The sequence below is a fragment of the Amycolatopsis sp. NPDC049688 genome, from assembly GCF_040674975.1.
In the GTDB taxonomy this organism is placed as follows: domain Bacteria; phylum Actinomycetota; class Actinomycetes; order Mycobacteriales; family Pseudonocardiaceae; genus Amycolatopsis.
The window spans coordinates 924494-945968 of the sequence record NZ_JBFANY010000002.1 but is presented as its reverse complement, the minus strand read 5'-3'; the positions used below and the strand labels follow the sequence as shown (position 1 = coordinate 945968).

Sequence of the window (21475 nt, the reverse complement as noted above, 5' to 3'; positions counted from 1 at the left end):
TTGGTTACCTGTGCGCCGGCTGTGTATCAGCCCTTGGGCTTGGGACTCCGCGCACGGATCGCGAGCGACAGCTGACGCACCGCGTCGACCAGCAGCAACGCGGCGACGGTGCCGAGCCCGATGGCGGCGGCGAGCAGGCCACCGAAGTACCGGTGCGACTCGAGCACGGCGCCGTCGTCGGTCCGCGTGACGACGGTGGCGACGCTGTGGTGCCAGCACGCGTACGCGGCCCAGCCGGCCAGGACGGCGAGCAGGACCTCCACGACGGCGACCAGCGTCCGCCACGGCTTGTGCAGCCGCGCACGCGGGCCGGGTTCTTCCGGCGGCCAGAGCTCGGCCCCGGTGGGCTGCGGAAGGTCGATCACGGCGCCGATTTTCTCATGCTTCGCGCGGGGTCGCCCGGACGAGCCGGTCCAGCGCGTCCTGCAGGGCCTCGACGTCCTTCGCCCACGCCAGCACCACCGTGCCGTCGGCGAGTTCCACCGGCAGCGAGTCGTACTTCCGCGGCACCGACCAGCCGCCACCGAGCACGCGCGCGCCGACCGGCGTCCCGACGTCCGTCACCGACGCGATGTCGGCTGCCGGTACCTTCTCGCGGCCCTGCCGCAGCTGCTCGGTCGTCACCTCCAGCGACAGGAACCGGCGCCGCGCGTACACCCACGGCATCGTGATGACGCACAGCCCGAGCCCGACCAGCAGCCAGCCCACGACGTGCACCGGACCGCCCGTGACGAGCTCCGCCAGGGCCCCGACCAGGGCGAACACCGGGCCCCAGCCGATCGCCGCCCAGCTCACGCCGGACTCGGCGTAGAGCCTCACAGCTTCTTGCCGACCTTGGGGAAGTAACCGCTCACCGAAGGCAGGTACAGCAGCACCAGGGCGATGACGAACAACAGCACCGCGACCAGCGTCAGGTAGGTCAGCACCGGCGCGAAGGTGAAGATCAGCAGCACCATCACGATCGGCAGGACGGTGAGGACCGTCCGGGCCGAGCGGGTGCCTTCGCGGGCCTTGTACGCGAACAGCAGGAACAGCAGCGTGAACACGGCCGACCCGACGAGGAGGAACCACAGCATCGCCGTGACACCGTCCGCGATCATCTGCGGCGAGATCTTCGGGTCGGTCGTCCCCTTGACGTACCGGTCGATGACGGCGGACTTGCCCGCCATCAGCTGGACGTACCCGAGCACCAGCAGCACCCCGCCGGCGAGCCACAGCCAGAACGACACCGCCACCGGACGCGGCGGCTTGGCCTTCGGGGCCTTCGCGCCGGGCAGCACCGGATCGGGCGACCGGCCGAGCTTGCGCCGTTCGTCGTCGGTCAGACCGGTGAGGTCCTCTTTGTCTTCCACGCGCAGACTCTAACGCCTCAATCCAGCCAGGCAGCGGCTTCGGCGGCCCAGTAGCTGAGGATCATGTCGGCGCCCGCGCGGCGGATCGACGTCAGCACCTCGAGGATGGTCCGTTCGCGGTCGAGCCAGCCGTTCGCGGCCGCGGCCTCGACCATCGCGTACTCGCCCGAGATGTTGTACGCAGCCACCGGCACCGGGGAGATGTCCGCGGCCGCCTTGATGACGTCCAGGTAGGACAGCGCGGGCTTGACCATGATCATGTCCGCGCCCTCGGCGAGGTCCAGCTCGATCTCGCGCAGCGCCTCGCGGCCGTTGCCCGGGTCCTGCTGGTAGGTCTTGCGATCGCCCTTGAGCTGGGAGTTGACGGCCTCGCGGAAGGGACCGAAGAACGCGCTGGCGTACTTCGCGGCGTACGCGAGGATCGCCGCATCCTTGTGCCCGACCTCGTCGAGCGCGCGGCGGATGACGCCGACCTGGCCGTCCATCATCCCGGACGGCCCGAGCACGTGCGCCCCGGCTTCGACCTGCGCGATGGCCATCTGCGCGTAGATCCGCAGGGTGGCGTCGTTGTCGACGTTGCCGTCGGCGTCGAGGACACCGCAGTGGCCGTGGTCGGTGAACTCGTCGAGGCAGGTGTCGGCCATCAGCACGGTGGCGTCCCCGAGCTCCTGCCGCAGGTCGCGCAGGGCGACGTTGAGGATGCCGTTCTCGTCGACGGCTCCGGAGCCCTCGGCGTCGTGGGTGGCCGGGATGCCGAACAGCATGAGCCCGCCGACCCCCGCGTTGACCGCGTCGACGGCGGCCTTCCGCAGCGTGTCACGGGTGTGCTGCACGACACCGGGCATGCTCGCGATCGGCCGCGGCGCGTCGATGCCTTCGGCGACGAACATAGGGAGGATCAGCTGGCGTGGCCGCAGCGTCGTTTCGCCCACCAGCCTGCGCATGGCCGGGGTGGTGCGAAGCCTGCGGGGACGATGCTCGGGGAACACCCTTACCAAGTTACTCCGGCGCTGATCGCCGGGGTTCCGCAAGGGTGCTCCAGCGCGGCCGTCAGGTCAGGTCGTCGAACTCGCCCGCGCGGCAGCCCTTCACCCAAGCGGCCATTTCCTCGCGGGTGAAGAAGACCGTGCCCGCCTCCGGCGCCTTGCTGTTGCGCACCGCCACCGAACCATCCCGCAGGGCCGCAACCTCGACACAGTTACCACCGGTGTCCCCGCTGAAGCTCGACTTGCGCCACACGACATCGGCGAGACCCTCGAAGCTCATCGATACTCCTCCGCCAATCGCTGGATGAAGGTGACCGACTCGTCCGGCGTCAAGGCCAGCGCGCTGAGGTGCGCGAAGGCCACCTTGTGCGCTTCGATCTCATGGGGCTGTTCGAGATAGAACCCACCGGCGCGATGCTCCACGTATGCGACGCCAGGGTCACCCGGCCAGGGGAAACCTATCACCGTGAAGGGACCGATCACCCCGGGATGAGCACCGCGGTCGAACGGCAGCACTTGGATGGTGATCTTCGGCTTGCCGGCCATCTTCACCAGATGCTCCAACTGCCCGCGCATGACCTCACGGCCACCGACCAGCCGACGCAGGACAGCCTCGTCCAGCACCGCCCACAACCGCAGAGGATCAGGCTCACGCTCTACGACGGCTCGCCGGGCGAGCCGCACGGTTGCCATGTGTTCGATCTGCTCGTCGGTGCGTTCGGCCGTGCCGCGGCGAAGCAGCGCGTGCACGTAGTCGCTGGTCTGCAACAACCCCGGTACTGCCTGCGCCTCATAGGTCTGCACCTGGTTCGCACCCTGCTCCAGGCCGAGGTAGAGCGAGAACCAGCTCGGCACGGTCTCGGGGCCGTAGCTTTCCCACCAGCCCTTGACACGGGAGTGCTTCGCCGCGTCCAGGTAGTCCGGCCATTTGCTCTCCGGCACCTTGAACAACGGCAGCAGGACCTCGTCGAGATCGCGCAGGACGACCGGCCGTTCCGCGGTCTCGTAGTAGGAAACCTTGGCGGTCGTGCAGCGCAGCGCCTTCGCCACGTCCTTCTGCTCCAGCCCGGCCTCTTTGCGAAGCCGGACCAGTTCGAACGCCAGCCAGCGCCGCCACACGGTCGGGCTTGCCGTCTCGACCACGCTGCCCTCCTCGATTCACCCGATCGAATGGCCGTCGGTTAAATCCTTCGGGCCTGCCGCCGTTGTGCGGCGAACCCGAGTTCTCCGAACTGCTCACCGAGATGGCCCTCGCCGAAGCACCCCGCCTGTTCGCCGTCGTCCAGGAGTACGGCGAGCGGGTGGACGCGAGGATCGCGGGCTGGGGTCTGGCGTTCGAGGATCGCGCCGACGTCATCGGTGTCGAAGGCGGCACCCGGATGAGCTTGTCCAGCCCCGAACGTGCCCTGCGGGGCTTCCGCACCAGCCCGCACGTCCGCCCTCGCCTGGTCTGGATCACCGCCGAAACGCCGTGAAGGCCGCCCCGGCGAACCGGGGCGGCCTTCACAGAACCTCAGGAGCGGCGGGCCCGCTTCGCCTTCCGCGGCGGCGGCAGCGCACCCTCCGCGCGCAGGCGCGCCGCGTGCTCAGCCAGCGCGTCCACCAGGTGCGGCACGTCCGCCTTCTCCGGCTGGACGTCCACCCGCAGCCCGAACTCGACCGCGGTCTCCGCGGTCTTCGGGCCGATGCACGCGACCAGCGTGCGGGTGTGCGGCTTGCCGGCGATGCCGACCAGGTTCCGCACGGTCGAGGACGAGGTGAAGCAGACCGCGTCGAACCCGCCGGTCTTGATCATCTCGCGGGTCTCGGCGGGCGGCGGGGCCGCCCGGACCGTCCGGTACGCCGTCACGTCGTCGATCTCCCAGCCGCGCTCGCGCAGGCCGGCCGACAGCGTCTCGGTGGCGATGTCCGCCCGCGGCAGCAGCACGCGGTCGACCGGGTCCAGCACGTCGTCGTACGGCGGGAACTCGGCCAGCAGGCCCTCGGACGACTGCTCGCCGGAGGGGACCAGCTCGGGGATGATGCCGAACGAGCGCACCTTCTCCGCGGTGGCCGAGCCGACGCAGGCGATCTTCACGCCGGAGAACGCGCGGGCGTCGAGCCCGAACTCCTCGAACTTCTCCCACACCGCGCGGACCGCGTTGGTCGAAGTGAAGACGATCCACTGGTAGCGGCCGTCGACCAGGCCCTTGACCGAGCGCTCCATCTGCGCCGGGCTGCGGGGCGGCTCGACCGAGATCGTCGGCACCTCGTGCGAGGTGGCGCCGTGGCCGCGCAGGCGCTCGGCCATCTCGCCGGCCTGCTCCTTGGTGCGCGGCACCAGGACCTTCCAGCCGTACAGCGCGCGCGACTCCCACCACGACAGCTTCGAACGGTGCCCGGCGGCCTGGCCGATCGTGACGATCAGCGGCCCGACGAGCTCGCCCGCGTCGTTCGCGACCTTCTCGAGCGTGGTGTCGAGGGTGCGCTGGGTGTTGATCGTGCCGTTCGCGGTCACCGCGACCGGAGTGGACGCCGGGACGCCGTTGCCGGTCAGCGCCGACGCGGCCTCGGCCAGGTGCGCCGACGTCGCGTGCAGCACCAGCGGGCCCGGCGCGGCGGCCAGGGCCGCCCAGTCGACGTCGCCGCGGACGTCGACCTCGGTGTGCGTGCCGCCCAGCGCGACGCCCGCGTACGCCGGGACGGCCGCGGCCGGGGAGACCCCCGGGATGACGTCGAACACGGCGCTGGTGCGCGCGACCGCCTGGACCTCGGCCACCACGGCCGGGGTGGTCAGCGGGTCGCCCGCGACCAGGCGCAGCACCAGCCGGCCGGCCTTGGCCTCGGTGGTGAGGTCCTTGGCGACCTCGGCCGCCTCGCCGACGGCGGGCCGGACCTCGGCACCCTCGGCGGCCATGGCCAGCACGGCCTGCGGCACGTCGGGGTCGGTCACCACGACCTCGGCCTTGGTCAGCAGCTCCTGGGCACGGACCGTGAGCAGGCCGGCGTCGCCGGGGCCGGAGCCCACGAACGCTACGCGCCCGGTGGTCTTTCGCGCGGGGGTCATCTGTGCGTTTCTCCTCTTGCGGCGGCCGTGCCCGATCGCCTGGCCGCAGGTCTCCTACGTCTTGAAAGCGCTCGCGAGAGCGCTACTGAGCGGGGCCGGAGAAGGCTCCGGCTCCCAGGTCCAGCAGCTCGGCGGCCAGGTCCTTGCCCAGCTGGGCGGCCTGGTCCTTGTCGGCCAGCGCGGAGGCCCGGACCATGTCCACCGCGCCGTTCTCGCCTTCGGCCGCGGCGGTGCCGCGCAGCGAGATCCGTTCCACGACCTTGCCCTCGGCGTCGAGATCTTCGACGATCTCGGCCAGCGCGCCCACCGGCGCACTGCACCCCGCCTCGAGCGCGGCCAGCAGAGCCCGCTCGGCCGTCACCGCGGCCCGCGTGCCCTCGTCGTCCAAAGTGGACCGCAGCAGCTGCTCCAGGTCCACGTCGGCGGTCCGGCACTCCACCGCCAGCGCGCCCTGGGCGGGCGCGGGCAGCATCTGGATCGGGTCGAGGGTCTCGGTGATCGCCTCGACCAGGCCGACCCTGGCCAGACCGGCACGCGCCAGCACCACGGCATCCAGCTCGCCGTCGGTCACCTTCCGCATGCGGGTGTCGATATTGCCGCGAATCGGCACGATTTCCAAACCGAGACCCAGCGCGCGCAGCTGCGCGGTGCGCCGGGCGGCGCCCGTGCCCACCGTGGAACCCGGCGGGAGCTCGCCCAGAGTCAGCCCGTCGCGCGCGATCAGCGCGTCCCGCGGGTCCTCGCGCGGCGGCACCGCGGCCAGCGTGATGCCGGGTTCCGGGGCCGTCGGCAGGTCCTTGTAGGAGTGGACGATGACGTCGACCTCGTTGCGCAGCAAGGCTTCCCGCAGCGCGGAGGTGAACACGCCGACCCCGATCGTCGCGATCGGCGCGAGCGACTTGTCACCGGGCGTGGTCACCTTGACGATCTCGACCTCGACGCCGGTGGCGCGCAGGGCGTCGGCCACGGTCCCGGTCTGGGTGAGCGCGAGCTTCGAACCGCGCGTGCCCATGCGAATGACTCTGGTCACCACTACTTCTTCTCTGAGGGGGGCTTCGGGCTCGCCACCGCGGCGGGGGCCTGCGGGTCGAGGCAGAACAGTTCGCGCAACGCGTTGGCGTAGTCGGTCTCGGCCGTCTCGGCGGCCAGCTGCTTGACCCGCACCGTCGGCGCGTGCAGCAGCTTGTCGACCACCCGGCGGACCGTGCGGCCGACCTCTTCGCGGACGGCGCCGTCCAGGTCCGGCAGCCGGTTGTCCAGCCGGAGCAGCTCGGCGTCGACGACCTCGGCCGCGCGGCGGCGCAGCGCGGTCACCGTCGGCGTCACCTCGGCGCTGCGCTGCCCGGCGAGGTAGTCGCGGACCTCGTCGAGGACGATCCCGGTCGCCTTGGCCGTCTGGCGTTCGGTGGTCGGCGTGCCCGCCTCGCGCATCCGGCGCTGGATGGTGGCCAGGTCGACGACCCGGACGCCGGCCAGCTCGCCGACCGCGGGGTCGACGTCCCGGGGTAGGCCCAGGTCGCAGACGACCAGGTCCCGGCCGCCGCGGGGCAGCACGTGCTCCGGGGCGAAGACGGCGTCCTGCGCGCCGGTGCAGCAGATCACGACGTCGGCGTCGCGCACGGCGCCGGCGACCCCGGACAGCGGGATCGCGCGGGCCGGCACGCCCTGCTCGGTGACGTTCGCGGCGAGCCGGCGGGCGCGGGCGTCGGTGCGGTTGGCCACGGTGATCTCGCCGATCCCGGCCTTGCGCAGCTGCGACGCGCTCAGCGCGCCCATCGAGCCGGCGCCGACGATGACCGCGTGCTTGCCGCTGACGTCCCCGGCCGCGGCGAGCGCCTCGGAGACGACGGACGCGCCGAGCTGGTCGAGCCCGGTCTCGGTGTGCACGCGCTTGCCGACGCGCAGGGTGGTCTGGATCAGCTCGTGCAGCGTGCGGCCGACCGTGCCGGCTTCGCGCGCGGTGGCGTAGGAGGAGCGGACCTGGCCGAGGATCTGCGTCTCGCCGACGACCATCGAGTCCAGGCCCGAGGCGACCGAGAACAGGTGCTCGACCGCGGCGCCGGCGTAGTGGACGTACAGGCTGTCGTAGAGCTCGGCGGGTTCCATCCCGGCCTGGCGGGACAGCACGCGGGTGACGTCGTCGAGGCCGCCGTGGAAGGTCTCGACGACCGCGTAGACCTCGATCCGGTTGCAGGTCGAGACGAGCATGACCTCACTGACGTGCTCGGCCTGCTGCAGCTCGTCGAGGACCTTCCCGATCTCGGGCGCGGGGATCGCGACGCGCTCGAGCGTGCTCAGCTCCGCACTCCGGTGCGAGAGACCGACCGCCAAGACGCTCATGAGCGCACCACCATTCCCCGTCCGCCGTCCGGACCCGTGCCGTTCCGCCTGCCGTTCCCATTTTCGGAGGGCGCCACCGCGCCGGGTAATCCGGAATTGCCCTGATTCCCGGCGGCTAGAGCCTCACTGTCCGCTCGGCGGGCCACATGGAACGAGAGTATCTGCAGCTCCACGGCCAAATCCACTTTCCGGACCTCAATGTGAGCGGGAACCTGCAGCACGACGGGGGCGAAGTTGAGGATGCACTGGACACCGCCTGCCACCAGACGGTCACACACCGATTGCGCGGCGGTCGGCGGGGTGGCGATCACGCCGATCGAAATCCCCCGTTCGGCGCAGATCCGGGGAATGTCGTCCATGTGCGACACCGGCAGCCCGCCGACCGGCACCCCGATCAGGTCCGGGTCCAGGTCGAACAGCGCTTCGACCGGGAAGCCGCGGCCCGGGAAGCCGCCGTAGTTGGCCAGCGCGTGGCCCAGGTTGCCGATCCCGACCACGGCGACCTTGTGCTGCCGGGTCAGGCCGAGGATGCGCTCGATCTGGCTGACCAGGACGCCGACCTCGTAGCCGACCCCGCGGGTGCCGTAGGAGCCCAGGTAGGAGAGGTCCTTGCGCAGTTTCGCGGAATTGACCCCGGCGGCCTGCGACAGCTCTTCGCTCGAAACGGTCGTCGCGCCCTGTTCGGACATTCCGGACAACACGCGGAGGTAGACAGCGAGCCGGGCAACCGCAGCTTCGGGAATCGACTTCGCCCGGACGGCCTCGGGGGCATCCCCGTTGCGGCCCGGCTCACCGGCGGGTACCGCGGGCATTTCGGCGGTCGGGGCGTTGTCGGCGTCCGGGGTGACCGGACGGCGGGGCCGTCGCGGCGCCCGGCCCGGGGAGTCCGCCGCGTCGCGCCTCCCCCGCTGTGTCACCACGCCGTCGTCTCCTGCCCGCTGTGCACCCGGCGGCCATCGCCACGGCCGTACCGAACTGTGTCTTGACCCCGGTCTCGGAGTCCGGTTCGATGCCGGACACCCGGGGGCGATGGCCCTACGGTAGACCACTTGTGAACGCACGCACAAAGTCACAGGTCGGAGGCGGTTCCGGGGCCGCGTGACCGCCCCGGGGATCACGACACCGCGTCAGAATCCTTGCCGGACAAGCACTCTGCCGCGTCAGCCGGCGTGGAGGGTCACCGAGTGCCAGCCGGTGGCGCCGTCCGGGACCGGGTCCGCGCGGTTCTCCGTCTGCGTGTAGCCGTCCTGGTCGGTCGCCCGGACGAACGCCTGGTGCGTGCCCGCCGGCACGTCGAGCTCGATCCACCACATCCGCCAGGTGTCCTTGCTCACCTCGGCCGAGAGCACCGCCGGCTGCCACGGCCCCTGGTCGAGCCGGACCTCGACCTTCGCGATGCCGGTGTGCTGCGCCCACGCCGTGCCGGCCAGCCGGACCTTGCCCGCCGTGACGCTGGAGAACGCGTGCGGCGTGTCGATCCGCGATTCGGTCTTGATCGGCGCCTGTTCCGCCCACCCACGGCTGAGCCAGTACGCCTGCCGGTCGTCCCACCGGGTGAATTCCAGGGACTTGACCCACTTCGTCGCCGACACGTAGCCGTACAGGCCGGGGATGACGATCCGCGCCGGGAAGCCGTGCTCGACCGGCAGCGGCTCGCCGTTCATCCCGATCGCCAGCATCGCGCCGCGGGTCCGGTCGAGCGCGACGTTCGCCGGGGTGCCGCACGTCCAGCCGTCGACGCTGGTGGCGAACATCTGCTGCGCGCCCGCCTGCACCCCGGCCTCGTCGAGCAGGTCGGCGAGGTCGACGCCGAGCCAGGTGGCGTTCGAGATCAGCGGGCCGCCGACCTCGTTGGACACGCACGTCAGCGTCACCCGGCGCTCGACCAGCGGCCGGCTGCGGATGTCGGCGTAGGAGAACGTCACCTCGCGGTCGACCATCCCGTGGATCTTCAGGCTCCAGTCCTCGGTGCGCAGCTGCGGCACCACCAGCGCGGTGTCGATGCGGTAGAAGTCCGCGCTGGGCGTGATGAACGGCGGGGAGCCGAGCTTCGCGAAGTCGGCGTCCGCGGGCAGCGGCGGCGCGGTGCGCGCGGGCACGAGCGGCCCGACGGCGGCCCGCGAGTCTTCGGCGTCCGAGCTGGTCCCGGCGACCTGGCCGACGACGGCCGCGACCCCCGAGCCCGCCACGACACCGACCCCGGCGCGCAGGAACTTCCGCCGGTCGAAGCCCCGGTCGTGGACCACGTCGGGCGGCAGCGCGAGCCGGTGCAGCCCGGTGAACACGGCGAGCCCGGCGACCAGGGCGGCGACCGGCGCGAGCAGCGAGATCTGCCCCAGGTCGCTGCGCACGAACACGGCGGCGACCCCGGCGGCGCCGAGCAGGAGGACGAGCGCCTGCCCGGCCTGGGGCGTCCGGCGCGAGAGCTGCCCGGCCAGCAGCGCGAACAGGACCAGCACCACGCCCAGCCCGAGCTTCAGCACCGGCTTGTCCCAGGTGCCCAGCGTCCGCTCGGCCCACTTCACGATCGCGGTCGGGCTGTGGTCGATGACGTAGTTCGCCACCGCGATGAACGGCGACGCGGTGTACCCGACGAACCCCGCCACCAGGTGCCCGACCCCGAGCGCGGCGGCCAGCGCGAGGAGCCCGATCAGGGTCGCGACCGGCAGCGAAAGCCGCCGGGGTGCTTCGGGCGGCGCTTCCTGCAGTGTGCTCACGTCTCCATCTTCGGAGCGAGCGCGTGAAGTGGCTGCCCGATGTGGCTTACGGACGTGTTACGGCTGCAGCGCCCGCCGCAGCCGGTCCTCTTCGACGCGCCAGTAGCCGTGCTCGGCGCCGTCGACGAGGATCACCGGGACGCGGTCGCCGTACTCCGCGCGCCACTCCGGGTCGGTGTCGACGTCCTCGGCCTTCCAGGCGACGCCCAGCTCACCGCAGATCCGGGCGACCTCGGCCTCCGCGACCTCGCAGAGGTGGCAGCCGTCGCGGCCCATCACCGTCACTTCGTGCGCCATGCCGTCCTTCCTACCGCAGCCGCACGCGGCGCAGCTTCCCGGTGGCCGAATGCGGCAGCGACTCGGCGAACTCGACCAGGTGCGGCACCTTGTACCCGGCGAGGTGGGCCGCGCAGTGGTCGACGACCTGCTGCTCGGACAGCGCCGCCCCGGCCGCCGGCACCACGAACGCCTTCACCGCTTCGCCGCTGCGCTCGTCCACGACCCCGACGACCGCCGCCTCGGCCACCTCCGGCAGTTGCCCGATGACGTCCTCCACCTCGCGGGGGAAGACGTTGAAGCCGTTGACGATGATCAGGTCGTTGGCCCGGTCGACCAGGTGCAGGTCGCCGTCGGTGTCCAGGTAGCCGACGTCGCCGGTGCGGAACCAGCCCTCGTCGTCGGGCCCGTGGTCACCGTCGGGCCAGTAGCCGGAGAAGAGGTTGGCGCCGCGGATCGACACCAGCCCGGTCTCGCCGACGGCTTCGAAGACGTCGCCGACGTCGTCCGGGTCGAGCGGCACGGCCTGGTCGGTGCCGTCGCTGTCCACCAGCCGCAGCTCGATCCCGGGCAGCGGCCGGCCGACCGAGCCGGGCTTCGGATAGCCGGTGACCAGCGTCGACGTCACCACCGGCGCGCATTCGGTGAGGCCGTAGCCCTCGTAGACGTCGAGGCCGGTGGCCTCGCGGACGGCGGTCAGGACCTTCGGGTGCAGCGGTGCCGCGCCCGACGTCATCCGGCGCACGGTGGCCAGCCCGCGGCGGAGTTCGTCGGCGCCGAGGGCGGCGAACTCGCCGTACATCGTCGGGACGCCGGTGATCGACGTGACGCCGTGTTCGGCACAGTCGTCCAGCGTGCGCTGGGCTTCGAAGCGCTCCGAAAGGATCGCGGTCGCGCCCACGGCGACCGCCTGCAGCAGCCCGGGCCCGAGGCCGTAGACGTGGAAGAGCGGGATGGTGATCAGCACGCGGTCGTCGTGTTCGAGGACGCCTTCGACCCCGCTGATCTGCTCCAGGTTCGCCAGCAGCGCGCGGTGCGACAGCATCACCCCGCGCGGCGGCCCGGTGGTGCCGGACGTGTACGAAATGACCGCGATGTCCTCCCCGGACCGGGGGAATTCGACGGATTCGACTACCCCGTCCGAGGCAACCGAGGGCGTGACACCGCTCACGCCGTCCGGCAGGTCCGTGTCCGCGTCGCGCTGGACGACGACCTTCGCGCCGCTGTGCTCCAGCAGCTTCCCCAGTTCGGGCCCGGGCACCTGCGGCGACAGCGGGACCACCACGGCCCCCGCCCGCAGCGCGCCGAAGAAGGCGACCACGAAGTCGACCGACGTCGGCAGCCGCAGCCCGACCCGGTCGCCCGGCGTGACGCCGGCCTCCGCCAGCCGCCCGGCCTGGACCTGGGCGGCGGCGGCCAGCTCGCGGTAGCTCAGGCCGCGTCCGCTGCCGGTTTCGCGGACGGCCGGGTGGTCCGGCCACGTGGCCGCGGCCCGCGTGAGCAGCCCGCCGACTCCCGACTGCGTCTCCGTTCCGGCGCTCACCCGCGGCCCACCTCTCCTCGCCCGACCGAACCGTTGCAAGTCTGTCATCTGAAGCGACGTCATGGGTGCTGACCGCGAGCGTTCCGTTTGCGCAACCCCGGAACCACTACCTACTTCGCGGTAACAACACGTATGCTGCACTGCGTCGCGCCGGTGTCGTTGATCACCGCCGCGACCGGAGAGAGGGAGTCGCCGTGACGAACTTGCCTGCCCACGAGGTCGTGGGGCACGCGAGCCGGCAGGCCCCTGCTCATCCGGGTTCCGGGGGTTCCGTGGCCCGCAGGGCCAGCTTCGCCGCCGGAGGTGCCGCCCGATGACCTTCCCGACCGCCGTGAGCCGCGGGCCCGTCTTCATGTTCGCCGAGCGCGTCTTCGGGCGCCCCTCGGCCGTACCGCTGAGCCGGCAGGCCTCCGACGACGAGCGCGCCGAGGCGGCCAAGGCCGAGGCGTGGGAGCTGGTGCGGGCCGCGCAGGACGGCGACTCGTCCGCCTTCGGCCGGCTCTACGACCGCTACGTCGACGTGGTCTACCGCTACGTGCTGTTCCGGCTCGGCGACCGCGACCTGGCCGAGGACGTCACCAGCGAGACGTTCCTGCGCGCGCTGCGCCGGATCACGTCGGTGAGCTACCAGGGGCGTGACGTCGGCGCCTGGTTCGTCACCATCGCCCGCAACCTCGTGCTCGACCACGTCAAGTCGAGCCGGTTCAAGCTCGAGGTGGTCACCGACGAGGTGACCGAGCCGGGCTCGGCGCCGTTCAGCGTCGGCGCGACCGCGCAGGCGGGCCCCGAGCAGGAGGCGATCAGCCGCGCCACCCGCACCGAGCTGCTGCGCTGCGTCGCGGAACTGGGCGAAGACCAGCGCGAATGCATCGTCCTGCGGTTCCTGCAGGGGCTGTCGGTGGCCGAGACGGCCGAGATCATGAACCGCAACGAAGGCGCGATCAAGGCGCTCCAGCACCGCGCGGTACGCCGATTGGCACAACTTCTGCCCACCGGATTGCGCTGAACCCGCGAACTTTTCCGGTCATCGGCCGAAACCGGTAACCCTCGCGGCTTCTGGATCGTTACCCCACGCAGACCGGTGTCAGGGCCGGCCGTGGCCCGAGAGGAAGAGCAGCGCCGTGAGGTTTGCGCGTGAGCGAGCCGAGAGCGAGCGGTTCGCGCGTGCTCTGGAACCGTCACCGGTACGCCGGGACGGGGAGTTCGCCGACGAACTCGCGCTCGTCGGCGCGCTGCGTGAGCTCGGCGCGGCCGCGGCCCCCGACCTGGAGACGCGGCAGCGGATCCGCGCGGAGATCGCCGGCCGCCTGGAGACGGCGGCGGCCACCACCCCCCGTCGGAGGTGGCGGCCGCGGACCGCCGACCTGGTGGCCGCCGCGCTCTTCCTCTTCCTCGTCCTCTCGGGGCTGACGCTGGTGCTCTCGCGCACCGCGTTGCCCGGTGACCCGCTGTACGGCGTCAAGCGGGCCGGCGAGTCGACGGCGCTGGGCCTGACGTTCGGCGACCAGGAGAAGGCGCGCAAGCACCTCGAGTTCGCCACCAACCGGATCACCGAGCTCGGCGAGCTGGCCGCCGAGGGCGGGAGCGCGGCCGACTACCGGACCGCCTACGACGACTTCGCCGCCGACCTGCGGGCCGGCGTCGCCCAGATGTCCGCCGCGGCGACCAGCGACGGCGGCGGCACCCAGGCACTGTCGGACGTCCGGCTGTGGGCGCGCAACCAGGCGGCGCGGCTGGGTTCGCAGCCGCTGCCGGCGGATGCGGCGCCGATCTTCGGCGACGTCCGCGACCTGCTGGGCAAGGTCCAGGAACGCACGAGCGGCCTGGTGGCGCGGATGAACTGCTACCAGATCACCACCGGCGCGTCCGACGAGCTGGGGCCGGTCCCGGCGACCGGCGAGTGCACGCAGCGGCCCGCCCCCGCCGCCGGCGGGCAGCCGACGGCGGTGCCGGTCGCGCCTTCGGCGTCGGACAGCACTGCGCCGACGCCGACCGGCACGCAGCTGCCGCCGTCGGACGCCGCGGCGACCCCGGGCATCCCGGCGCCGACCGGCGGCGTGACGCCGCCCCCGGTGTACGGCCAGGTGCCGTCGACGTCGCCGCGGCCGCCGTCGACGACGACCACCACGGCCCCGCCCCCGCTGGTTTCGATCCCCCCGTTGCTGCCCGGTCTGCCGCCGATCGTCATCGGCTGAGGTCCGGGCCACACCTGCGACGACGCAGTGGGCGGCTCGCTACGCTGTGCGAAGGACCCGGACGTGCGCGAACGTGGAGGCGGTGTGCGTGTCAGCTTGGCGTGGCAGGGATAAGAGTCAGGAGCTCGAGCGGCTCGCCGCGCTCGCGGGCGAGGCATCGGCCGAGGCCGCTCAGGTGGCGGCCGGCCCCGTCGCGCCGCCCGCCCCGCCGGACCTCACCGCGGCCGCCTTCTTCGACGTCGACAACACGATGATGATGGGCGCGTCGATCTTCTACTTCGCCCGCGGCCTCGCGGCGCGCAAGTTCTTCACGTCGGCGGACCTGGCCGGGTTCGTCTGGGGCCAGATCAAGTTCCGGCTCGGCGGCCGCGAGAACAAAGAGGACATCAAGACCCACCGCGAGCGCGCACTGTCCTTTGTGGCCGGCCGCACGGTGGCGGAGCTGACGTCGATCAGCGAAGAGATCTACGACGAGCTGATGGCGGACAAGATCTGGTCGGGCACCCGCGCGCTGGCCCAGATGCACCTGGACGCGGGCCAGCGGGTGTGGCTGGTGACGGCGACCCCGATCGAGCTGGCGGCGATCATCTCCCGCCGCCTCGGCCTCACCGGGGCGCTCGGCACGGTCGCGGAGACCCGTGACGGTGTGTACACCGGCCGCCTGGTGGGCGACCTGCTGCACGGCCGCGCGAAGGCCCACGCGGTCCGGGCGCTGGCGTCGCGGGAGGGCTTGAACCTCAAGCGCTGCACGGCGTATTCGGACTCGGCGAACGACATCCCGATGCTGTCGGTGGTGGGCACGGCGGTGGCGGTGAACCCGGACGGCGGGCTCCGCGACGTGGCCCGGGCCCGCGGCTGGGAGATCCGGGATTTCCGGACGGGCCGCAAGGCCGCGAAGATCGGCGTGCCGTCGGTGCTGGGCGCGGGCGCGCTGGCCGGTGCCGTGGCGGCCGGGATGGCCTACCGCCGCCGGTAGCGCCAGCGCTACCACACTTCGGGTGCTCGCGGGAATGACCCGCCCGCCGCCGGCTGGTGTGCTTTTCCCATGGAAAAGCGACTTCGGCGAAGGGGCAGCGCGGTGGCGACCCGAGTGGACATCGAGGACCGAACGGGCGGCGGAGGCGGCCTGCGGGACAGCATCCGCCGGCACCCGCTGACCTGGTTCTTCGTCCTGGCCAACCTGCTGAGCTGGGTGGCCTGGACGCCCTACATCCTGTCGGAGAACGGACTGGGCGTCCTGCACTTCCGGTTCCCGGAGGTGCTCGGTACCGCGCAGTTCGCCGGCGTCCTGCCGGGCGCGTACCTCGGCCCGATCTGCGCGGCGTTCGTCGTCACCGCGATCGCCGACGGGCGCATCGGTCTCCGCCGGTGGACCGCGCGGCTGTTCAAGTGGCGGGTCAACTGGCTTTGGTACGTGGCGGTCGTGCTGAGCGTGCCGGCCGCGCTCACGATCGCCACGATCGCGTTGTCGGAGCAGAACCCCGTGTTGCCCGCCGTGGCGACGCTGGTGGCCTACGTGCCCGGCCTGCTGCTGCAGATGGTCACGACCGGGCTCGCGGAGGAACCGGGCTGGCGGGACTTCGCGCTCCCCCGCCTCCAGCAGCGCTTCGGGCCGCTCGGCGGCACGCTGGTCCTCGGCCCGCTGTGGGGGGTGTGGCACCTGCCGCTGTTCTTCAGCGAGTGGGGCGGCTGGCCGGACGTCACCTGGCTGACGGCGGTCGAGTTCGTCGCCACCTGCGTCACCTTCAGCATCATCATGACCTGGGTGTTCAACCGCACCGGCCAGAGCCTGCCGCTGGCCATGCTGCTGCACACCAGCGTCAACAACTTCTTCTCGCTCGCCTGGTCGGAGATGTTCCCCTCGCTGCCGATGCGCTACACGACGCACGCGTTCCTGCTCGCGTCGACCGTGATCGCCCTCGTGCTGCTCGTCGCGACCCGCGGACGGCTGGGGTACCGGCCGAACGCCACCTGACCCGGCAGGTGGCGGGAGCGGCTCAGCCGCGGAAGACCGACTTCCGCTGCGAAAGGCGCCGGTACAGCGTCTGCTGGATCGACTCCCGCACCTGGTCCGTCAGCTGGAACACCAGCATCGGGTCGTCCACCGCGTCCGGGCCGTACGAATCCGTCGCGATCGGCGCGCCGAACTCGATGCTCCACTTCGTCGGCAACGGGACCGCGCCGAGCAGGCCCAGCATCGGGAAGAACGGCGTCACCGGGAAGTACGGCAGGCCCAGCATCCGCGCCAGCACCTTGATGTCGCCCAGCTTCGGGTAGATCTCCTCGGCACCGATCACCGACACCGGGATGATCGGCACGCCCGCCTTCAACGCGGCCGACACGAAGCCGCCGCGGCCGAAGCGCTGCAGCTTGTAGCGGGAGGCGAACGGCTTGCCGACGCCCTTGAAGCCCTCCGGCCACACCCCGACCAGCTCGCCCTTGCCCAGCAGGCGTTCGGCGTCCGCGTGGCAGGCCAGCGTCTGGCCGGACTTGCGGGCGAACGACCCCACCAGCGGCACCTGGAACACCAGGTCGGCGCCGAGGCCGCGCAGGTGACGGCCGCCGGTCTCGTCGTGCACCGCCACCGCCGTCATCAGCGAGTCGAGGGGGATCGTGCCGGAGTGGTTGGACACCAGCAGCGCACCGCCCGACGCCGGCAGGTTCTCGACGCCGTACGTGTCGACGCGGAACCACTTCTTGTACAGCGCGCGCAGCGGCGGTAGGAACACCGCCTCGGTCAGCTCGGCGTCGAAGCCGAACTCGTCGACCGTGTAGTCGCCGGTCAGCCGGTCGCGGATGAAGCCGAGCGCCGAGCGTGCCGCGTCCGACAGCGGTTCTTCGGGCGTCGGCCGGTCGACACCGCCGGGGAAGGCGACGACCGGTGCCTCCTCCCGCTCGCGGAGGTCCCGCCCGGCCTCCGCGGCTTCCGGCTTTTCCCGGCCCGGTCCGTGCAGGGGGATGACCTGCGCTTCGGCACCGCCCACCGTCTCCGCCTCGCTTCCGAAGTAGTCGTGTGGCCTGGCTGCAACAACCGGAGCTCCGCTCCGGGCCGGGGGCTCCGCCACCCGGAACCCCCGGAAATCGGTCATCGGCTCTGCCCGGTGGCCGCGGCGACGAGCACTTTCCCGGCCAGGCCGGCCAGCTTGCCGCCGTCGAGCACCGGGCGGAGCCCGCGTCCGACGATGTAGTCGTCGAACGCCTCTCGCGTGGTCCACCGCGGGGTGTACCCGAACTCCTGCTTCAGCTTGGCGATGTCGACGACCCGGCCGAAGTTCAGCAGCCGGACCTGGTCGGCGGAGAAGTCCACGACACGGGCGCCGCGCAGGACCTTGCCCACCGACGGCACCACGCTCCGCGGCATCGGCAGCTCGACCCGGCCGGCTCGCCGGATCGCCTGCGAAAGGGTGAGTACCCCTTCCGCGCCGACGTTGAACACGCCCGGGTGATCGGTCAGGGTGGCCCGCTCCAGCACCGCCAGCGCGTCCGCGGAGTGCAGCAGCTGGATGCGCGCGTCGAAGCCGAAGACCGTCGGCACCACCGGCAGCGCGAAGTAACGGGCCAGGACGGTGTCGGTCTCGGGCCCGATGATGTTGGCGAAGCGGAACAGCGTCGTGGTGATGTCGGGACGGCGGCGCACCAGGCCGCGGACGTACCCCTCCATCTCGACGGCGTCCTTCGCGTACCCGCTGGTCGACGTCGGGATCAGTTCGGAGTCCTCGGTGAACACCGCCTGGGAGCGGGCGTCGGCGCCGTAGACGGCCGCGGTCGACTTGACCACCAGCTTCTGCACGAGCGGAGAGCGCTGGCAGGCGGCGAGCAGCCGCATGGTGCCGATGACGTTGACTTCCTTGATCGCCGTGCGGCGGCCCGGCCCGGCCGGGTGCGCGGTGCAGGAGGCGTGCACCACGGTGTCCACTTCGGCCGTGCTGATCACCTTGGCGATCAACGGGTTCCTGATATCTGCGCGGACGAACTCCGCGTGCCCCATGCGCTGCAGGACGGTCTTGTCCGGCGGGACCGTGTCGACACCGATGACCCGCTCGAAGTCGGGGTTGTTGCCCAGCCGGGCGAGCAGTTTCCCGCCCAGTTCCCCGGCGACCCCGGTGACGAGCACGATGTTCGACGGCATGCGACTCCCTGCGGCGTAGGGCGTGTAGGGGGTGGACGGTCACCCGAGGCGCGCGAACCTGCACTCACTGGAAGCATCGCGCGGACGCCCTTGAGATGTTACCGCTCTTCAGTGGTAGCTCAGGGCCGTCTCACGTGCTATTAACACCGGTTTCCCCGGAAAGCGACGAACGCCTCACTCGAACGGGCGGTACGTGCCCACCACATGGACGTGGCCCGTCCAGAGACTGGACGGGCCACGATTACGCTCAGCAGGCTTACTTGCCGGCCTTACGACGCTGAACGCGCGTACGGCGAAGCAGCTTGCGGTGCTTCTTCTTCGACATGCGCTTGCGGCGCTTCTTGATCACAGAGCCCATGGGCGCTCCTTAGGTCGACGTCGGTCACGCTGCCCGGCGCAGCGTCCAACGGGTGGAGCGCACAGGCACGAGCGGTTTTCCAGGTTACCCGTCTCCTGTGGCGGGCCGGTCAGCGGGCACGTCGTAACCCGGCGTGCCGCTGGCCGGGGCGTGGATCAACCCACGTCGTAATACGCGCCCTGGAGGTACTCGTGCACTGCTTTCTCCGGCACCCGGAAGGACTTCCCGACCCTGACGGCGGGCAGCTCACCCGAGTGCACGAGACGGTAGACGGTCATCTTGGAGACCCGCATCAGCGTGGCCACTTCGGCGACCGTCAGGAACTGGACCTGCCCGACGGCGGGCAAATCCTCCTTTTTGTTCGGCGACATGTTTACCGCGTCCTTCGACACGTGTCGCGCCACGAGGCTTCCCCACCTGTGGTATCGACACGCACGTGCTCTATCGAGAGTAGCGGGACTGGTGGGACTAATGCGACGCCTGTCACCGAGATGGGCTCCTACCAGCGCTAACGCACAAGCGCCCGCGCGTGCAAGAGCCGGGGAATCGCCCTTTCCGGCGAAATCAGGCTTCGTCGTGCGCCTTGCCGAGCTCCACCGAGCGGTCCTTCGCGGCCTCGATGGCGGCCAGCAGCGCGGCGCGGACGCCGTGCTTTTCGAGCTCGCGGATGGCGTTGATGGTGGTCCCCGCCGGCGAGGTGACGGCCTCCCGCAGCAGCACCGGGTGCTCGTCGGATTCGGCGAGCATCTTCGCGGCGCCGACGGCCGACTGGATGATCAGCTGCCCGGCCAGCGCCCGCGGCAGGCCCAGCAGGATCCCGGCGTCGATCATGGCCTCGACCAGGTAGAAGAAGTAGGCGGGCCCGGACCCGGACAGCGCGGTGACGGCGTCTTGCTGCGCCTCGGGCACCTCGACGACCTGCCCGACGTGCGAGAGCAGGTCCCGAACGACGGCGAGGTGCTCGGCGGTGGCGTACCGCCCGGCGGAGATGGCGCTCATGGCCTCGTTGACCAGCATCGGCGTGTTCGGCATGACCCGGACGACGGGCACGCCCTCGGCGAGCCGCCGTTCGTAGAGCGAGGTGGGCAGCCCGGCGCAGAGGGAGACGACGAGCGACGACGGCCCGAGCAGCGGCGCGAGCTCGTCGAGCACGGGCTCGATGTCCTGCGGCTTGACGGCGACGACGAGGATGTCGGCCCGCTTGGCGGCTTCCTCGACCTCGACGCCGCGGATGCCGTAGCGGGTGGTGAGCTCTTCGACGCGGGCGTGGTACCGCTCGGTGAAGAGGAGGTCGCCGGGTTCGTGGCCGCCGTGCAGCAGCCCCGAGAGCAACGCCTCACCGATCTTGCCCGCACCCAGCACCGCGATGACCGTCATGCGCCCAAGCGTGCCAAACGGGGCCGAGCGCCGCGGTGCCGGGGCCAGCCCGCGTCGTCTCCCCAATCACGCGTGATGCCCCCTCAATCACGCGTGATGCCCCTCCAGTCACACCTGATGCCCCTCGGCGCCCACGTGATGCCCTCCGGGGCTCGCGTACCTGGAGTGTCGGTTCGCGGACCTGGAGGGTCGGTTTGCGGACCTGGAGCGTCGGCCGGAGCTCAGCCGCCCGGGGCCGGTGCCAGGCCCAGCTGGCGGGCCTGGCACACCAGCCTGCCCTGGGCGTCGATCACCGTCGCGTCCGAGTCGAACCACGCCTCGTGGACCGACCTCGACTCCACCACCACCCGCAGCCAGCCCGGTGCCGGCCGGGTCCGCAGCAGCGCCGTCAGCTGGACCGTCGGGGCCCAGCCGATGCGGCCGAGGTTCATCACCACCGGCGGGTTCACGTCCGAGGCCAGCAGCGTGAAGAACGGGTCCACCAGGCTGTGCCGCGGCCGCACCCACAGCCGCATCCGGGGCGGCTCGCCCGTTCGCCCCGCCAGGTAACCCGCCGTCGCCGGGTCCAGCCGGACCTCGCAGCCCTTGGCCAGGTTGAACGGCCCCTCCGTGCTCTCCGCCATCGCCAGCGCTCCGGGCGGCGGCTCGGCCGGCATCGACGGCACGTCCGTCCACTCCGGGCGGCGCATCGGGAGGCGGCCCGTCGTCACCCTGGCCTCGACGCAGCTGCGGCCGCGCTGCTCCAGCCGGACCTCGACCACCGTCGCGCGGCGGCCGACCTTGCGGACGTCCGTGCGCAGCAGCACCGGGCCCAGCGCGGGCGCGTGCAGGAACTCCGCGCTGACCACCAGCGGCTCGGCGTGTGGCTCGCCGCGCTCGTGCAGCGCGGAGATCGCCGCTCTGGCCAGCAGGGCGAGCAGGAAACCCCCGTGCGGGTGCGAGCCGATGGCCCATTCCGCACGCAGCACCGCGGTGAAGGTGCCGTCCCCCAGCGACCGCGCCGCACTCGCCGTGTCGAAGGACACGGCGGTGCCGTCGATTCCGCTCACGAACGGTCCGCGCCGATCCGGTAATTCCGGCAGGTGACGATCAACGAGAGCGACGGTTTCACGGTCCGAACTTTACGGGTTGGAACCGCGGAAATGCACTCGGGAGT

At 71.6% G+C, this 21475-nt stretch carries 24 protein-coding genes; 5 read left to right on the top strand and 19 right to left on the bottom strand.

Features of this window, described 5'->3' with window-relative positions:
* Positions 1-26: 26 nt before the first annotated feature.
* The 6 genes from AB0J55_RS10620 to AB0J55_RS10595 all read right to left on the bottom strand — a co-directional run bounded on the left by AB0J55_RS10620 (position 27) and on the right by AB0J55_RS10595 (position 3481).
* A complete protein-coding gene (locus tag AB0J55_RS10620; protein ID WP_364245653.1) occupies positions 27-365 on the bottom strand; it encodes a hypothetical protein in 339 nt (112 codons plus the stop codon).
* Positions 366-378: 13 nt separating this feature from the next.
* The gene (locus AB0J55_RS10615; RefSeq protein ID WP_364245650.1) at positions 379-819 is read right to left on the bottom strand and encodes a hypothetical protein; all 441 of its coding nucleotides are present in this window, start codon (positions 817-819) and stop codon (positions 379-381) included.
* Positions 816-1352: a hypothetical protein gene (locus AB0J55_RS10610; RefSeq protein WP_364245648.1), complete on the bottom strand. Its 537-nt coding sequence runs from the start codon at positions 1350-1352 to the stop codon at positions 816-818. The genes AB0J55_RS10615 and AB0J55_RS10610 overlap by 4 nt, the downstream gene beginning before the upstream one ends.
* A gap of 17 nt (positions 1353-1369) precedes the next feature.
* On the bottom strand, positions 1370-2341 hold the full coding sequence (hemB, locus tag AB0J55_RS10605; protein ID WP_364245645.1) for a porphobilinogen synthase: 972 nt from the start codon (positions 2339-2341) through the stop codon (positions 1370-1372).
* Positions 2342-2402: 61 nt separating this feature from the next.
* Complete coding sequence (locus AB0J55_RS10600; RefSeq protein WP_364245642.1) at positions 2403-2618, bottom strand: DUF397 domain-containing protein; 216 nt, start codon at positions 2616-2618, stop codon at positions 2403-2405.
* Entirely contained in the window at positions 2615-3481 is an 867-nt protein-coding gene (locus AB0J55_RS10595; RefSeq protein WP_364245640.1) for a helix-turn-helix transcriptional regulator, read from the bottom strand. The genes AB0J55_RS10600 and AB0J55_RS10595 overlap by 4 nt, the downstream gene beginning before the upstream one ends.
* A gap of 62 nt (positions 3482-3543) precedes the next feature.
* On the opposite strand from AB0J55_RS10595, the gene AB0J55_RS10590 reads away from it, so the two are divergent.
* Positions 3544-3813, top strand: a complete 270-nt coding sequence (locus tag AB0J55_RS10590) for a hypothetical protein (RefSeq protein WP_364245637.1) — start codon at positions 3544-3546, stop codon at positions 3811-3813.
* Positions 3814-3851: 38 nt separating this feature from the next.
* Here AB0J55_RS10590 and AB0J55_RS10585 read toward each other — a convergent pair whose 3' ends face one another.
* From AB0J55_RS10585 to AB0J55_RS10555, 7 genes are all read right to left on the bottom strand, one after another.
* Positions 3852-5384, bottom strand: a complete 1533-nt coding sequence (locus AB0J55_RS10585) for a bifunctional uroporphyrinogen-III C-methyltransferase/uroporphyrinogen-III synthase (RefSeq protein ID WP_364245635.1) — start codon at positions 5382-5384, stop codon at positions 3852-3854.
* Positions 5385-5466: 82 nt separating this feature from the next.
* The gene (hemC, locus tag AB0J55_RS10580; protein ID WP_364246024.1) at positions 5467-6396 is read right to left on the bottom strand and encodes a hydroxymethylbilane synthase; all 930 of its coding nucleotides are present in this window, start codon (positions 6394-6396) and stop codon (positions 5467-5469) included.
* A gap of 20 nt (positions 6397-6416) precedes the next feature.
* Entirely contained in the window at positions 6417-7724 is a 1308-nt protein-coding gene (locus AB0J55_RS10575) for a glutamyl-tRNA reductase (RefSeq protein WP_364245632.1), read from the bottom strand.
* Complete coding sequence (locus AB0J55_RS10570) at positions 7721-8644, bottom strand: redox-sensing transcriptional repressor Rex (RefSeq protein ID WP_364245629.1); 924 nt, start codon at positions 8642-8644, stop codon at positions 7721-7723. Before AB0J55_RS10570 ends, AB0J55_RS10575 begins: the two co-directional genes overlap by 4 nt.
* A gap of 240 nt (positions 8645-8884) precedes the next feature.
* A complete protein-coding gene (locus tag AB0J55_RS10565; RefSeq protein WP_364245626.1) occupies positions 8885-10441 on the bottom strand; it encodes a molybdopterin-dependent oxidoreductase in 1557 nt (518 codons plus the stop codon).
* 57 nt (positions 10442-10498) lie between these two features.
* Complete coding sequence (locus AB0J55_RS10560; protein ID WP_103351881.1) at positions 10499-10738, bottom strand: glutaredoxin family protein; 240 nt, start codon at positions 10736-10738, stop codon at positions 10499-10501.
* Positions 10739-10748: 10 nt separating this feature from the next.
* Positions 10749-12260 (bottom strand): long-chain fatty acid--CoA ligase, encoded by a 1512-nt coding sequence (locus tag AB0J55_RS10555; RefSeq protein WP_364245623.1) that lies wholly within the window; start codon positions 12258-12260, stop codon positions 10749-10751.
* Positions 12261-12573: 313 nt separating this feature from the next.
* On the opposite strand from AB0J55_RS10555, the gene AB0J55_RS10550 reads away from it, so the two are divergent.
* From AB0J55_RS10550 to AB0J55_RS10535, 4 genes are all read left to right on the top strand, one after another.
* Positions 12574-13266, top strand: a complete 693-nt coding sequence (locus AB0J55_RS10550; protein WP_364245620.1) for a sigma-70 family RNA polymerase sigma factor — start codon at positions 12574-12576, stop codon at positions 13264-13266.
* A gap of 115 nt (positions 13267-13381) precedes the next feature.
* Positions 13382-14455, top strand: a complete 1074-nt coding sequence (locus AB0J55_RS10545; RefSeq protein WP_364245617.1) for a DUF5667 domain-containing protein — start codon at positions 13382-13384, stop codon at positions 14453-14455.
* Between the two features lie 88 nt (positions 14456-14543).
* Positions 14544-15431 carry an HAD-IB family hydrolase gene (locus AB0J55_RS10540; protein ID WP_364245614.1) on the top strand — a complete coding sequence of 296 codons (888 nt, stop codon included), beginning with the start codon at positions 14544-14546 and terminating at the stop codon, positions 15429-15431.
* 102 nt (positions 15432-15533) lie between these two features.
* Positions 15534-16430 (top strand): type II CAAX endopeptidase family protein, encoded by an 897-nt coding sequence (locus AB0J55_RS10535; RefSeq protein ID WP_364245611.1) that lies wholly within the window; start codon positions 15534-15536, stop codon positions 16428-16430.
* 22 nt (positions 16431-16452) lie between these two features.
* Here the strand turns inward: AB0J55_RS10535 and AB0J55_RS10530 are convergent, their stop codons facing one another.
* The 6 genes from AB0J55_RS10530 to AB0J55_RS10505 form a co-directional block, all read right to left on the bottom strand.
* On the bottom strand, positions 16453-17439 hold the full coding sequence (locus AB0J55_RS10530) for a lysophospholipid acyltransferase family protein (protein ID WP_364245608.1): 987 nt from the start codon (positions 17437-17439) through the stop codon (positions 16453-16455).
* Between the two features lie 101 nt (positions 17440-17540).
* A complete protein-coding gene (locus AB0J55_RS10525; RefSeq protein ID WP_364245605.1) occupies positions 17541-18584 on the bottom strand; it encodes an NAD-dependent epimerase/dehydratase family protein in 1044 nt (347 codons plus the stop codon).
* Positions 18585-18840: 256 nt separating this feature from the next.
* On the bottom strand, positions 18841-18942 hold the full coding sequence (locus tag AB0J55_RS10520) for an AURKAIP1/COX24 domain-containing protein (RefSeq protein ID WP_007030867.1): 102 nt from the start codon (positions 18940-18942) through the stop codon (positions 18841-18843).
* A 155-nt stretch (positions 18943-19097) separates the two neighbouring features.
* Positions 19098-19313 (bottom strand): helix-turn-helix domain-containing protein, encoded by a 216-nt coding sequence (locus AB0J55_RS10515; protein WP_013222402.1) that lies wholly within the window; start codon positions 19311-19313, stop codon positions 19098-19100.
* 193 nt (positions 19314-19506) lie between these two features.
* Entirely contained in the window at positions 19507-20319 is an 813-nt protein-coding gene (gene proC, locus AB0J55_RS10510; protein WP_364245603.1) for a pyrroline-5-carboxylate reductase, read from the bottom strand.
* A 221-nt stretch (positions 20320-20540) separates the two neighbouring features.
* Complete coding sequence (locus tag AB0J55_RS10505; protein ID WP_364246021.1) at positions 20541-21359, bottom strand: thioesterase family protein; 819 nt, start codon at positions 21357-21359, stop codon at positions 20541-20543.
* Positions 21360-21475 lie beyond the last annotated feature (116 nt).

Coding starts and splice junctions, on each gene's coding strand:
- AB0J55_RS10525 (WP_364245605.1), bottom strand. CDS start 18,584: ATGCCGTCGAACATCGTGCTCGTCACCGGGGTCGCCGGGGAACTGGGC.
- AB0J55_RS10520 (WP_007030867.1), bottom strand. CDS start 18,942: ATGGGCTCTGTGATCAAGAAGCGCCGCAAGCGCATGTCGAAGAAGAAG.
- AB0J55_RS10585 (WP_364245635.1), bottom strand. CDS start 5,384: ATGACCCCCGCGCGAAAGACCACCGGGCGCGTAGCGTTCGTGGGCTCC.
- AB0J55_RS10550 (WP_364245620.1), top strand. CDS start 12,574: ATGACCTTCCCGACCGCCGTGAGCCGCGGGCCCGTCTTCATGTTCGCC.
- AB0J55_RS10600 (WP_364245642.1), bottom strand. CDS start 2,618: ATGAGCTTCGAGGGTCTCGCCGATGTCGTGTGGCGCAAGTCGAGCTTC.
- AB0J55_RS10560 (WP_103351881.1), bottom strand. CDS start 10,738: ATGGCGCACGAAGTGACGGTGATGGGCCGCGACGGCTGCCACCTCTGC.
- hemC (WP_364246024.1), bottom strand. CDS start 6,396: ATGGGCACGCGCGGTTCGAAGCTCGCGCTCACCCAGACCGGGACCGTG.
- AB0J55_RS10515 (WP_013222402.1), bottom strand. CDS start 19,313: ATGTCGCCGAACAAAAAGGAGGATTTGCCCGCCGTCGGGCAGGTCCAG.
- AB0J55_RS10575 (WP_364245632.1), bottom strand. CDS start 7,724: ATGAGCGTCTTGGCGGTCGGTCTCTCGCACCGGAGTGCGGAGCTGAGC.
- proC (WP_364245603.1), bottom strand. CDS start 20,319: ATGACGGTCATCGCGGTGCTGGGTGCGGGCAAGATCGGTGAGGCGTTG.